This window comes from Novosphingobium lindaniclasticum LE124 (genome assembly GCF_000445125.1).
GTDB lineage: Bacteria > Pseudomonadota > Alphaproteobacteria > Sphingomonadales > Sphingomonadaceae > Novosphingobium > Novosphingobium lindaniclasticum.
In genome coordinates, this window is record NZ_ATHL01000028.1 from 45,380 (window position 1) to 58,248 (window position 12,869).

Sequence of the window (12,869 nt, forward strand, 5' to 3'; positions counted from 1 at the left end):
ATTAGCCCGGGAACTGCTCCGCGACCAGCTTGGCGAAAGCATCGGCCCGGTGGCTGATCTCGTGCTTCTTTTCGGGCGCGATTTCGGCAAAGGTCTGGTCTAGTCCGTCTGGCACGAAGCACGGATCGTAGCCGAAGCCCAGCTTGCCACGCGGCGGCCAGGTGAAGGCGCCGTTGGAGCGGCCTTCGTAGACCACTTCCTCGCCATCCGGCCAGGCGATCGCCAGGACGCAGGAGAACCAGCAGGAGCGGTCCACGCCCGGCCCTTGCTCGCAAAGCAAGCCTTCGACTTTGCCCATGGCCATGAACCAGTCGCGACCGGACTCACCTTCGAACCACTGCCGCTCTGCCCAGTCGGCGGTGTAGACGCCAGGCCGTCCGCCCAGCGCCGTCACCGAAATGCCGCTGTCGTCCGCCAGCGCGGGAAGCTGTGCAGCCTGGGCGGCGGCACGAGCCTTGAGGAGAGCGTTCTCGACGAAGGTCGTGCCGGTCTCCTCAGGCTCCAGCAGGCCGAGTTCGCCGGCGGAGACGCATTCGATGCCGAACGGCGCGAGCAGGGCGCCGATCTCGCGCAGCTTGCCCGCATTGTGCGTGGCAATGACGAGGCGCTCTCCATTCAGGCGGCGATTGCTCACCGGCCGACGGCCTTGGCCTGGGCGGCGAAGATGCTGTCGCAACCGATGCGGGCAAGGCGCAGCAGGCGCAGCAGGCCTTCCTCGTCGTAGGTCGCGCCTTCCGCTGTGGCTTGCGCTTCCGCGATCTTGCCGCCTTCGATCAGCACGAAGTTGGCGTCGGCATCGGCCGCGCTGTCCTCGATATAGTCGAGATCGAGCACCGGCGTGCCCTGGCAGATGCCGCAGGAGATCGCGGCAACGCGGCCGGTGATCGGATCTTCCTTGATCTTGCCTTCGGCCATCAGCTTGTCGACGGCGAGGCGCAGGGCCACCCAGGCGCCCGAGATCGACGCGGTACGGGTGCCGCCATCGGCCTGGAGCACGTCGCAGTCGAGCACGATCTGGCGCTCGCCCAGCTTCTTCATGTCGACCACCGCGCGAAGCGAGCGGCCGATCAGGCGCTGGATTTCCTGCGTGCGGCCGGACTGCTTGCCCTTGGCCGCTTCGCGGCTGCCGCGCGTGTGGGTGGCGCGGGGCAGCATCGAGTATTCGGCCGTAACCCAGCCTTCGCCCTTGCCGCGCAGGAACGGCGGAACCTTCTCCTCGACCGAGGCCGTGACGAGGACGCGGGTGTCACCGAAGGAGATCAGCACCGAACCTTCGGCGTGCTTGGTGAAACCGGTCTGGATGTCGATAGCACGCATCTCGTCGGGGGTACGGCCGGAAGGTCGCATGTGAGGTCCTTTGCTCAAGTTCTGATCGTCGATGTCCCGCGCGCCCCTAGAGCATTTTTGCGGCGGGTGGAAACACCTCCGGCGCGGAAAAATGCGCGCGATCGAATGGCTCCCGCGCATTTGGCTTGAGACGCCCGCGCCAGGCCCTAAATTGGAGACAAATGCCGACACCGCCGATCACCGAGCTTTCCGAGCGCGCACGCGAGATCTTCCGCCTCGTGGTGGAGGGTTATCTGGCGACCGGGACCCCGGTCGGCTCCAAGGCTCTGGCCGGGCCCGGGGGTGTGAGGCTGTCGTCGGCCTCGATCCGGTCGGTGCTGGCGGACCTCGAATCGATCGGCCTCCTTGCCGCGCCGCATACGAGCGCGGGGCGGCTGCCGACCGAAGCGGGCCTGCGCCTGTTCGTGGACGGCATCATGCAGGTTGCCGAGCCTACCGTGGAGGAGCGCCTCGCGATCGAGAGCCGGATTGCCTCGCCGGGCCCGATCGAGGCAGCGCTGGAGGCGACCAGCGCTTTGCTTTCGAACCTGACTTCAGGCGCCGGCGTCGTGATGGTGCCGCGCCGGGAGCCACGGCTGATGCACCTTCAACTCGTACCATTGGGGCCGGGCAGAGCGCTGGCCGTAGTGGTGGACGAGGACGGCGCGGTGGAGAACCGCATCGTCGAGTTTCCCGCTGCCTTGCCGCCCGGCGCCCTCGAGGAAGCCTCGAACTACATCACCGCGCATCTGGCCGGGCGAACGCTCGGCGAAGCGGCGCGGGCGATGCGGGCGGATATTGCCGACGGCAAGTCGGCACTCGACACCGCAAGCCGCGATCTGGTCGAGCGCGGTCTCGCCGTGTGGAGCGAGGATGCCATGGCTCGCCCAGTGCTGATCGTGCGGGGGCAGGCGAATCTGCTGGATGAGACGGCTCTTTCGGACCTGGAACGCGTGCGGTCTCTGCTGGACGATCTGGAGAACAAGCAATCCGTGGCCGACCTGCTCGACATCGCGCGCGAGGCCGATTCCACGCGTATCTTCATCGGATCGGAGAACCGCCTGTTCGCGCTGTCGGGCTCCTCGGTCATCGCTTCGCCCTACCGGGATCGCGAGGGCAGGGTCGTCGGCGTGGTGGGGGTAATCGGGCCGACGCGGTTGAATTATGCGCGCGTCGTCCCCATGGTGGATTTCACTGCCCAGAGCCTGGGCAAGCTCATCGGATAGTTGGAACCTTACGATAATGACTGACGACAAGACCCAGCCGCCAGAGGGTGGGACTGTAGATCCCGCCGTTGCAGAAGAACTGAAGGGCGTGCCCGAAGACATGATCGACAGCAGCAGCATCAATGGGGACAAGGACAGCGGCGAACTCGCCAAGCTCCGTGAGGAACTGGAAGTCGCCAAGCAGGACGTGCTCTACGCGCGCGCGGAAACACAGAACGTGCGTCGCCGCCTGGAAAAGGACGTCGCCGATACGCGTGCCTATGCCGCGACCGGCTTCGCCCGCGATATTCTTTCCGTGTCGGACAACCTCAGCCGCGCGCTCTCGGCAATTCCCGCCGACTTGCGGGAGGACGAAAAGCTGAAGGGCATCGTCGCCGGTATCGAGGCGACCGGCCGCGAGATCGAGAAGGTCTTCACCAACCACGGCATCACCCGTGTGGCCGCAATGGGCCTGCCGCTCGATCCCAACCAGCACCAGGCCATGATCGAGGTTCCCTCGGCCGATGCCGAGCCCGGGACGATCGTTCAGGAACTTCAGGCCGGGTACATGATCAAGGATCGCCTGCTGCGCCCGGCCATGGTTGCCGTCGCCAAGAAGCCGGACTGACCGCCGCTTCGAGGCCGCACTCCTGCCGAGTTTCCAGGATCGTCAAGGTCTTGCGCGACGGACAGGGGTGTGGCGTCGATGGCTTGAGAGGGGGTATGGAACCGCTTCGCCCTGCACCCGTTGATCAGGCAGAAACCTGAAAATCAGCGGAGACAAACCATGCGAATGCTTATTCTTCCTCTCCTGGCCGCAGGTGCTCTGGGCATCACGGGCTGCGCGAGCAATTACGGCGGCGAAGGCGCTCTGGCTGGCGGCGCGCTGGGCGCGGGCGTGGGCGCGTTGGCAGGTGATGTCGGGGCTGGTGCCGCCGTCGGCGCTGCTGCCGGTGCTGCGGTCGGCTCGACCCAGAAGAAGCATAACGGCTGCTACCGCTATGACCGGCGCGGCGACCGCTACTGGGATCGCGATTGCTGATCGCGCTTGCGCCAAGGACATGAAAGAGGGCGCGGATTTTCCGCGCCCTTTCGTTTTTCAGACGGATAGCCCGGTGAACGGCAAGATGCCGCGATAGCTGTCGAGCGGCGGCGCGCCGGGCACACGCCACCCACGGCCCAACAGGAAGATGTGGCGCACGATCTCCGCCTGTTGCTCGATCCCGTAGCGATCGAGAGTCCAGCCCGGCCGCAGCGCATAATCGTAGCGGCAAAAGGGGTGGCGCATCAGGGGGAGATACCAGCGCCCCTTGCGCTGGGTCTGCCAGACATGGGTCATCTCGTGGACGAACAGCCCCTGGAGCCCTGCCGAGGCCTGCGAGAAGTCATCCCGGTAGAGCGGCGATGCGTGATGGAAGTGGAGATGCCCGCAAGGCGCCATGACCACGTTCGTAGGCTGCAAGGGAAACCACTTGCGCCGCCTGACACGAACGAATGTGCAGTCCAGCGCGTCTCCGAAAATGGAACGAGCGAGCGCGATCTCGCCCCCCGTCAGTGGCCTTTCGGACCTCGACAGGCAGGGTTCCCCGCTCTCCAAATCATCGCTGCTCGGGATGACGCTCAGCTTCCCATGCCCGGCATCGCGCCATGATCGCCACCGGCGTCGCCGCCCATGGTCTCCACGCGCAGAGGCATCGAGAGCTTGTCACCGTCAGAGAACGTGAGGGTAAGCTCGGCCATGCCGCTGGCCTTCACGCTGTCTTCGATGCCGAACGCCATGACGTGGAGGCCTCCCTGGCGAAATTCGACTTGAGCGCCGGGAGCGATGTCGAGCGACTCCACGGCGGCCATGCTGCCGCCGTCGGTCCTGTGCATCTGCGCGCTTTCGGCACCCTCGATGTGAACGCCCACGAGCTTCACGGGCGCGGCACCATCGTTGCGGACCGTGAAGTAGACCGCGCCGGGCCGCCCCGCGACCACGGGAAGCACGAAGTGGCCGTCGCTGGCGCTGATGCCGGGCTTCGCGCTCGGGCCGTTATCCGCCGCTGCGCTTTCCTGCGGCGCAGAGGCCTTGTCTGCCTGCTGGCAGGCGCCGACCGCCAGAACCAGGGTCGAGGCTCCGACAAGGGAGATGGTGCGGGCGGAAACGAACGGACGCGCAGACTTCAAGGCGAACTTCACGGCAGGCAGATCCTCCTGGACGAACCCTGACCACAAGGAGTTCAGGGGCGCTGAAAATTTCCCCCGCGTAATGCCATTGCGAATGACTTGTTCCAAGCGAAACCGCACCTATATGCCGCTCCGACGACTTTGAACGTCATCGAGCCGTGCAAGCCGCCTTGCCTTGTGGAGGGAGGCGATCCGCATGGTGTCATCCACTGACGTGAGGAATGGGGATAATGGCAAAAGTAATTGGTATCGACCTTGGCACCACCAACAGCTGCGTCGCCGTCATGGACGGCGGCAAGCCCAAGGTTATCGAAAATTCCGAAGGCGCGCGCACCACGCCCTCGATCGTCGCCTTCACCAAGGATGGTGAGCGTCTGATCGGGCAGCCTGCGAAGCGCCAGGCCGTGACCAACGGCGATAACACGATTTTCGCGGTGAAGCGCCTGATCGGCCGCCGCTTCGACGACCCGGTGACCAAGAAGGACACCGAGCTGGTTCCGTACCACATCGTCAAGGGCAAGAACGGCGATGCCTGGGTCCAGGCCGGCGGCGAAGACTACAGCCCGTCGCAGATCTCTGCCTTCACGCTGCAGAAGATGAAGGAAACCGCCGAATCGTACCTCGGCGAGACTGTGACGCAGGCCGTCATCACCGTGCCCGCCTACTTCAACGACGCTCAGCGCCAGGCGACCAAGGATGCCGGCCAGATCGCCGGTCTTGAAGTATTGCGCATCATCAACGAGCCGACCGCGGCCGCGCTGGCCTATGGCCTCGACAAGCAGGACGGCAAGACCATCGCGGTCTACGACCTTGGCGGCGGCACGTTCGACGTTTCGATCCTCGAGATCGGCGACGGCGTGTTCGAAGTGAAGTCCACCAACGGCGACACGTTCCTGGGCGGTGAAGACTTCGACACCAAGCTGGTCGAATGGTTGGCCGACAAGTTCAAGGCCAAGGAAGGCATGGACCTGCGCAGCGACAAGCTCGCTCTGCAGCGCCTGAAGGAAGCGGCCGAGAAGGCGAAGATCGAACTCTCGTCCACCGCGACGACCGAGGTCAACCTGCCCTTCATCACCGCGCGCATGGAAGGCGGCGCCACCACCCCGCTGCACCTCGTCGAGACCGTCACCCGCGCCGACCTTGAAAAGATGGTCGCGGACCTGATCCAGCGCACGCTCGAGCCCTGCCGCAAGGCGCTGGCCGATGCCGGCGTTTCGGCAAAGGACATCGACGACGTCGTTCTCGTGGGCGGCATGACCCGCATGCCCAAGGTGCGCGAAGTCGTGAAGGACTTCTTCGGCAAGGAACCGCATACCGGCGTGAACCCTGACGAAGTCGTGGCCATGGGCGCCGCGATCCAGGCTGGCGTGCTTCAGGGCGACGTCAAGGACGTGCTGCTGCTGGACGTCACCCCGCTGTCGCTGGGTATCGAGACGCTGGGCGGCATCATGACCAAGATGATCGACCGCAACACGACGATCCCGACCAAGAAGAGCCAGGTCTACTCGACTGCCGAGGACAACCAGCAGGCGGTGACCATCCGCGTGTTCCAGGGCGAGCGCGAGATGGCGCAGGACAACAAGATGCTCGGCCAGTTCGACCTCGTGGGCATCCCGGCCGCGCGTCGCGGCGTGCCGCAGATCGAAGTCACCTTCGACATCGACGCCAACGGCATCGTCAACGTTTCCGCCAAGGACAAGGGCACCGGCAAGGAACAGCAGATCCGCATCCAGGCGTCTGGCGGTCTGTCGGACAACGACATCGACCAGATGGTCAAGGACGCGGAGAAGTTCGCCGAAGAGGACAAGAAGCGTCGTGAGGCCGCAGAGGCCAAGAACAACGCCGACAGCCTCGTCCACGCGACCGAGCAGCAGATCGCCGAACATGGCGACAAGATCGACGCCGGCCTGAAGGCCGAAGTCGAAGCGGCCATCGCCGCGACGAAGACGGCAATCGAAGGCGGCGAACCCGCCGAGATCACCGCCAAGTCGCAGGCGCTGACCGAAGTCGCGATGAAGATGGGCCAGTCCATCTACGAGAAGGAACAGGCTGCGGGCGCTTCGCCGGAAGCCGCTCCGGCCGGCGGTGACGATGATGTCGTCGATGCCGAGTTCTCGGAAGTCGACGAAAACAACAAGGGCTGATCGGTCCTCATGACAAGCGTGGCCGCCATCTTTGCTCCATGTGAGGATGGCGGCCAGGTCGCACGCGGGGAATAACGAGACGTGTCAGCTACCGAAATCGACTATTACGAACTGCTTGAAGTAGAGCGCGGCGCCGACGACAAGACGATCAAGTCGTCCTACCGTCGCCTCGCGATGCGCTACCATCCGGACAAGAATCCCGGCTGTGGAGATTCCGAAGCGCGCTTCAAGCAGATCAGCGAGGCTTACGACTGCCTCAAGGATCCCCAAAAGCGGGCGGCTTACGATCGCTACGGCCATGCCGCGTTCCAGCAGGGCATGGGTGGTGGTGGCCATCCGGGCGGCGCCGAATTCGGCGACATCGGAGACATCTTCGAATCCATATTTGGCAGTGCTTTCGGTGGCGGCGGTCGCCAGCAGGCCCGTCGCGGCGCCGACTTGCGCTACGATATGGAAGTGAGCCTGGACGAGGCCTTCCACGGCAAGCAGACCGAAATCACCATCGAAGTCTCGCAAAGCTGCGAGCCGTGCAACGGTTCCGGCGCTGAACCGGGGACGGGCAAGCGCGGCTGCAACATGTGCGGCGGCCACGGCAAGGTTCGCGCGCAGCAGGGCTTCTTCGTGGTCGAGCGCACCTGCCCGACCTGCCATGGTCGCGGCGAAGTGATCGAAAAGCCGTGCCGTTCGTGCGGCGGCGAGGGCCGGGTCGACAAGCCGCAGGCCTTGCAGGTGGAAATCCCGCCGGGCGTGGATTCGGGCACCCGTATCCGCCTTTCCGGCAAGGGCGAGGCCGGACCGTTCGGTGCGCCTCCGGGAGACCTCTACATCTTCCTGCACGTCAAGCGGCACAAGGTGTTCGAACGGGACGGCACGACGCTGATCACGCGCGTTCCGATCACTTTCACCACCGCAGCGCTCGGCGGCTCCATCGAAATTCCGGGCATGGACGGCGAGAATCTCTCGATCGACATTCCGGCCGGGATCCAGTCCGGCAAGCAGCTGCGCAAGCGCGGCGCAGGCATGCCGGTGCTTCAGGGCCGGGGCCGCGGTGATCTCGTCATCGAGATCAGCGTGGAAACGCCAACCAAGCTTTCGGCGCGCCAGAAGGAGCTTATCCGCGAGCTTCAGGCCACTGAAACCGGCGACGAATGCCCGCAGTCGAAGGGCTTCTTCGACCGGATCAAGGAAGCCTGGAGCGATCTGACGGAATAAGATGAGTTACTACGTCGTCCCGGATAAAGTCCGGGACGACGTAGTCTCCTTCTCAGCCGCCTCGCAGCACTTCATCACGCACATTGCGGACGAGTGACGGATCGGCAGTCAGTCGCTCCTGCTCCTCGTCCAGCACGGCCAGGAACGCCTCGCGTTTGAAGGTCCAGAGTTCGCCTTCCAACAGCGCGTGCTCCCCTTCTGCTGTCGAGGCGATCAGGTCGATCATCCGCTCCGCGCCGTGGAGCCGCCCCCACAGATAGTCGTTCTCGCGATAGGCGCGGCTGAAGAAAGCGCCGAAGTTGAAGAACTCCGTTCCGCGCAGCACCGGCCCCTTGCGGATCATGTGGCAGTCTTCCGGCGAGATGCGATCGACGCGGATCGGGTCGAACTCGGTCAGCCCTTCGCCGCGCAGCAGCGGCAGAGTGACGGTATCGTAGAACGGGAAGCCGAGATAGGCGAGCAGCACCCGCCGCCGCAGGACCTGCGGCATTTCCGCGAGCGCTTCGGTCAGCATGACGTCCACTTGCCCGTCGATCTCGGCAAGGCTGCGAACTTTCTCGATGTGGTCGATCGCTGCAGCGGGATCGGTGAAGATGCTCGCCGCCAAATCCGCGAATTCCTCGCCCATGGCCGACACCGGCTCGCAGTCGAGATAGAGCGCCAGCGCTGCGTAGATCGTTTCGCGGGCCTTGTCCCGCTCTGTTTCCGTCACGCTCGCTTCCTGCTGCCATTCCTGCGTGACGCGCCGTGCCAGCAACCTGAGGCGCCGGATGCGGAACGCAAGGTCATGACGGCGAAAAAAGTCGATCATGCCCGGTGATCCGTCGCCTTTCAGACCGTGGATGCGGTCGAGTCCGATGCTGGCGAAATGATCGTGCAACCGCAGCGCGACCGGCTCGCTGGAAGAGAGCCCGAGCTGCGGTGAAGCATCCAGGATAAGCCGAGCCAGCTTGGCGACGATCCCGGAGAACTTAACCTGCACATAGCCGTGATAGGCGAAACCGGCCTGTTCCAGGGCCGCCTGCTGCGCCTTGTTGCGCCAAGCCGCAAGCCGCTTGGGCGTTGGCCGGTCAAGGAAGAAGGTGTTGCCGAAGAGGCGGTCGACGGTGTCCTCGATCTCGGGGCGGACGGCCTGTACGATGGCGCGCAAGGTCGCCATCTCCTGCGAATCGCGCTCCAGTGCTTCGAGATTGTCGCGGATCGGCTGCTCGCGCGGGATCGAGGATAGTGAACCGAAGATCGTCGAGAAGAAGCCGGGAGCTCTGCGCTCCTGCCGCACCGATGCGCCGATGCGATCGGGCGTGGGGTCGATGTAGACGAACCGGCGGTCCACTTCGCGGGTTGCTGGGCGGTCCCGCAGCACGCTCATGGCATCGGCGAAAGGCGCGTTGTTGAGGACGGAGCCGTCGATCAGTGCAACATTGTCGAGATCGCCGCGCTGGCTATGTTCCGGCATGACGCGGCGGAAGAACGCTTCCCGCCCTGGCCAGGCCAAGCCAAGTTCGCCGATCAGCGCATCGATCTCTTCGATCTGGAGCGGGGGAAAGGCGCCGGGAAAGCTCGCGGTCGATCGCGCTGCGAACAGCAGTTCGGGCATCGCCGCGAGGGCAGGGGAGCCGGCACGCCCCTCGAAGCCGATGCTGAGACGATGCTCGCTTTCCAGCACCAGTTCCGGCGAGTGCAGGCGCAGGGTTTCGAGATGGCCCTTGAAGTCGGTGGCGGTGACGAACAGGTTGATGGGATGGCCTTGGGGGAGTAGCGGCGGCCCGGCCTTGCTCTCGGCCATGGCGGTGAAGGCACCGGCCAGCAGCCGCGAAAGGCCCATGCCGCTGAAGGGCGGCTCGAACCAGCGCGAACGGATCAGGCGGGACAGCTTCTGCCGCACTTCCTCTCGCGTCTCCGGTGCGACGCTGGTGGTCACGGCGTTGCCGGGGCGATGCAGCAGGTAGGAGACGATGGGCCTCGCCCAGAATTTCGTGACCTGGCTGCGCGCCCGCGCTTCGGGATCGAGGAGCACATCCACATCGGCGTTTTCCAGCCAGAGTTCGGTCAGCGGTTCCAGCGAATGACCGGAATGGATCGCCTGCGAGAGGAACACGCTATTGATCCCGCCGGCGCTGGCGCCCGCGACGATATCGGTGAGGATGCGCAGCCTCAGGTTGCTACCTGATTCGAGCCTTTCCAGCAGCTTGCGGTAAACGCCGGCGGCGCCTTGCGGCGCATCTTCTCCGCACCAGAATGCCTGGCTGGCCTGAAGCGCTTTCCAAAGCTCCTTGGTGACCCCATGCATGTAGACGGCCAGGCTGATGCCGCCGTAGCAGACCAGCGCAATCCGCAGTTCTTTTTGCCGCATGGCTCCATGTTGGCGGGATCCTTGAGGAAAGGCAATTGCGTTCTCATTCCGTTCCAGATATTCGAGGCCGCATGGCAAAGCCCAAGCGTCGATATGTCTGTCAGGCCTGCGGAGGCGTCTCCACCCGCTGGCAAGGTCAATGCCCCGATTGCGGGGAGTGGAACACTTTGGCGGAAGAGGCGCCGCAGACGGTGTTTTCCTCCAAGCACGATCTGTCTTCGGGCGGGCGGCCGATCCTTTTCACGCCTCTCGACGCGCCGGGGCCTCTCCCCAAGCGCCGCGCCAGCGGCTTTGCGGAATTCGACCGCGCGCTGGGCGGCGGACTCGTGCCCGGTTCGGCGATCCTGATGGGCGGCGATCCCGGCATCGGCAAATCGACCCTGCTGCTTCAGGCTTCGGCCCATATCGCCATGGCTGGCGGCAGCGTCGTCTATGTCAGCGGTGAAGAAGCGGCGGGGCAGGTGCGTTTGCGCGCGGAACGTCTCGGACTTTCCAAGGCGCCGATCCAGCTCGCTTCGGCCACATCCGTGCGGGATATTCTGACGACGCTGGGCATGATGGAAGCGCCGACGCTGCTGGTGATCGATTCGATCCAGACCATGCATTCCGACACGATCGAGGGGGCGCCGGGCACCGTCAGCCAGGTGCGCGGCTGCGCCTTCGAATTGATCCGCTACGCCAAGGAGAACGACGTCACCCTGGTCCTGGTCGGCCACGTCACCAAGGACGGCACGATCGCCGGGCCGCGCGTGTTGGAGCACATGGTGGACGTCGTCATGGCCTTCGAAGGCGAGCGCAGCCATCAATATCGCATCCTGCGCAGCCTGAAGAACCGTTTCGGACCCGTCGACGAGATCGGCGTCTTTGCAATGGAGGGTGCGGGACTGGCGGAAGTCGGCAATCCCTCGATGCTGTTTTTGTCGGGCCGTGACGAGGAAATGGCGGGAAGCGCCGTCTTCGCGGCCATGGAGGGCACGCGTCCGGTGCTGGTGGAGATCCAGGCGCTGATCGTCCGCCTCCAGAGTGGAGCGACGCCGCGCCGCGCCGTGGTCGGGTGGGATTCCGGCCGCATGGCCATGCTGCTGGCAGTGCTGGAGGCGCGCTGCGGCCTCAATTTCTCCAGCGCCGAAGTCTATCTGAACGTGGCTGGAGGCTATCGTCTGGCCGACCCCGCCGCCGATCTGGCCGTGGCGGCGGCCTTGATTTCGGCGCTGGGCGACAAGCCGCTCCCCAAGAACGCGGTCTGGTTCGGCGAAGTCTCGCTGGCGGGTGAAATTCGCCCGGTTTCGCATTCATCGATCCGTCAGCGGGAATCGGCGAAGCTCGGTTTCGGGCGTGCGATCGGACCGGCGGGCGGAGCCAATGGTGAGGGCCCGGCAAAGGGCATCCAGTTCACCGGTCTGACCATGTTGCCCAATCTCGTTGACCGTATCCTGACGGATGCCTAGTTCGAGGCCTTATGACCGGTTTCGATATTGCTGTCCTGGTGTTCGTCGGCGTAGGCGCCGCCATCGGATTTCTGAGAGGTTTCGTGCAGGAGATCCTCGCGCTGGGCGCGTGGATCTTGGCGGTGTTCGCAATCCGTACACTGCACACGCCGCTGTCCGCCTGGCTGGAGCCCTATAGCGGCTCGGGTACGGCGACGCCGGTGATCGCTTTCGCGATCCTGCTGCTGGTGCCGTTCATCGTCGTGAAGCTCGTCGCCAAGTGGGCAGGAAAACAAAGCCGTGCTTCGGTTCTCGGACCGATCGACCGGGTGCTGGGATTCGGCTTCGGCGGCGTGAAGGGGGTCATCATCGTGATCCTGGGCTTCTCGGTCCTGGTGCTCGGCTACGACACCGTCTGGGGGCCGGGCGGCCGTCCGGAGTGGATGAAGGAGGCGCGGACTTATCCCTTCGTCAATGCCAGTAGCGAGGCGCTCGTGAAGATGATCTCCGAACGGCGGCGCGAAGCACGGGCAGCCGAAGCGGCGGAAGCGAGCTGATGTCCGCAGAGGTTCTCTACACGCCGGACGTGCTTGGCCTGACGATCCGGCTTGCGGCCTATCCCTGGGACGAAAGTCTTCCACTCAAAGGCGAAGCACGCTCGCAAAGCTGCGGTTCGACGATTGCGCTTGGACTGGCGTTGGACGAGAACGGGATTGTGGAACGCATCGGTGTTCGCAGCCAGGCTTGCGCGATCGGACAGGCTGCGGCCGCGATTTTTGCCGACGCCGCCATCGGACGCAGCTCGCAGGCGTTGCACGATGCGGGCGAAGCTGTCGCCCGCTGGCTTGCCGGAGAAGGCGAAACTCCCGATTGGCCGGCCTTCGACACGATCGCCAGAGCACGCGATTACCCCGCTCGCCATGGCGCCGTCCTGCTTCCGTGGCGTGCGGCTGCGCAGGCGCTTTCCATGGCAAGAACCCCGCGCTAGATCTCTCCGGAGGACCTCGAAGCCGGGGCCGTAGGGGGGACTGGC

At 64.8% G+C, this 12,869-nt stretch carries 13 protein-coding genes; 8 read left to right on the forward strand and 5 right to left on the reverse strand.

Translation table 11 applies throughout. The features are described from left to right. Position 1: 1 nt before the first annotated feature. On the reverse strand, positions 2 to 634 hold the full coding sequence (gene rdgB, locus L284_RS28135; RefSeq protein WP_021232618.1) for an RdgB/HAM1 family non-canonical purine NTP pyrophosphatase: 633 nt from the start codon (positions 632 to 634) through the stop codon (positions 2 to 4). Continuing rightward, the gene (rph, locus tag L284_RS28140; protein ID WP_031341484.1) at positions 631 to 1,347 is read right to left on the reverse strand and encodes a ribonuclease PH; all 717 of its coding nucleotides are present in this window, start codon (positions 1,345 to 1,347) and stop codon (positions 631 to 633) included. Before rph ends, rdgB begins: the two co-directional genes overlap by 4 nt. Before the next feature lie 161 nt (positions 1,348 to 1,508). Here rph and hrcA point away from each other — a divergent pair, with 161 nt between their 5' ends. From hrcA to L284_RS28155, 3 genes are all read left to right on the forward strand, one after another. Further along, positions 1,509 to 2,552: a heat-inducible transcriptional repressor HrcA gene (gene hrcA / locus L284_RS28145; protein WP_021232620.1), complete on the forward strand. Its 1,044-nt coding sequence runs from the start codon at positions 1,509 to 1,511 to the stop codon at positions 2,550 to 2,552. A 16-nt stretch (positions 2,553 to 2,568) separates the two neighbouring features. Beyond that, positions 2,569 to 3,159 (forward strand): nucleotide exchange factor GrpE, encoded by a 591-nt coding sequence (locus L284_RS28150; RefSeq protein ID WP_021232621.1) that lies wholly within the window; start codon positions 2,569 to 2,571, stop codon positions 3,157 to 3,159. A gap of 165 nt (positions 3,160 to 3,324) precedes the next feature. Beyond that, positions 3,325 to 3,573, forward strand: coding sequence for a YgdI/YgdR family lipoprotein (locus tag L284_RS28155; protein ID WP_021232622.1), 249 nt, complete (start codon positions 3,325 to 3,327; stop codon positions 3,571 to 3,573). A gap of 57 nt (positions 3,574 to 3,630) precedes the next feature. On the opposite strand, the gene L284_RS0123695 is transcribed toward L284_RS28155, so the two are convergent. Together L284_RS0123695 and L284_RS28160 are read right to left on the reverse strand one after the other, a co-directional pair. Then, a complete protein-coding gene (locus L284_RS0123695) occupies positions 3,631 to 4,107 on the reverse strand; it encodes a hypothetical protein (RefSeq protein WP_031341486.1) in 477 nt (158 codons plus the stop codon). A 44-nt stretch (positions 4,108 to 4,151) separates the two neighbouring features. Beyond that, on the reverse strand, positions 4,152 to 4,712 hold the full coding sequence (locus L284_RS28160; protein ID WP_235054292.1) for a copper chaperone PCu(A)C: 561 nt from the start codon (positions 4,710 to 4,712) through the stop codon (positions 4,152 to 4,154). 218 nt (positions 4,713 to 4,930) lie between these two features. Here L284_RS28160 and dnaK point away from each other — a divergent pair, with 218 nt between their 5' ends. Both dnaK and dnaJ read left to right on the forward strand, forming a co-directional pair. Next, on the forward strand, positions 4,931 to 6,844 hold the full coding sequence (gene dnaK / locus L284_RS28165) for a molecular chaperone DnaK (RefSeq protein ID WP_021232625.1): 1,914 nt from the start codon (positions 4,931 to 4,933) through the stop codon (positions 6,842 to 6,844). Positions 6,845 to 6,925: 81 nt separating this feature from the next. Then, entirely contained in the window at positions 6,926 to 8,056 is a 1,131-nt protein-coding gene (gene dnaJ / locus L284_RS28170; protein ID WP_021232626.1) for a molecular chaperone DnaJ, read from the forward strand. 52 nt (positions 8,057 to 8,108) lie between these two features. Here the strand turns inward: dnaJ and L284_RS28175 are convergent, their stop codons facing one another. Next, the gene (locus L284_RS28175) at positions 8,109 to 10,409 is read right to left on the reverse strand and encodes a patatin-like protein (RefSeq protein WP_021232627.1); all 2,301 of its coding nucleotides are present in this window, start codon (positions 10,407 to 10,409) and stop codon (positions 8,109 to 8,111) included. 71 nt (positions 10,410 to 10,480) lie between these two features. Here L284_RS28175 and radA point away from each other — a divergent pair, with 71 nt between their 5' ends. The 3 genes from radA to L284_RS28190 are packed head-to-tail and all read left to right on the forward strand — an operon-like array spanning position 10,481 to position 12,824. After that, the gene (radA, locus tag L284_RS28180; protein ID WP_031341488.1) at positions 10,481 to 11,857 is read left to right on the forward strand and encodes a DNA repair protein RadA; all 1,377 of its coding nucleotides are present in this window, start codon (positions 10,481 to 10,483) and stop codon (positions 11,855 to 11,857) included. A gap of 11 nt (positions 11,858 to 11,868) precedes the next feature. Further along, the gene (locus L284_RS28185; RefSeq protein ID WP_021232629.1) at positions 11,869 to 12,393 is read left to right on the forward strand and encodes a CvpA family protein; all 525 of its coding nucleotides are present in this window, start codon (positions 11,869 to 11,871) and stop codon (positions 12,391 to 12,393) included. Beyond that, positions 12,393 to 12,824, forward strand: coding sequence for an iron-sulfur cluster assembly scaffold protein (locus L284_RS28190; protein WP_031341489.1), 432 nt, complete (start codon positions 12,393 to 12,395; stop codon positions 12,822 to 12,824). The genes L284_RS28185 and L284_RS28190 overlap by 1 nt, the downstream gene beginning before the upstream one ends. Positions 12,825 to 12,869: the final 45 nt, after the last annotated feature.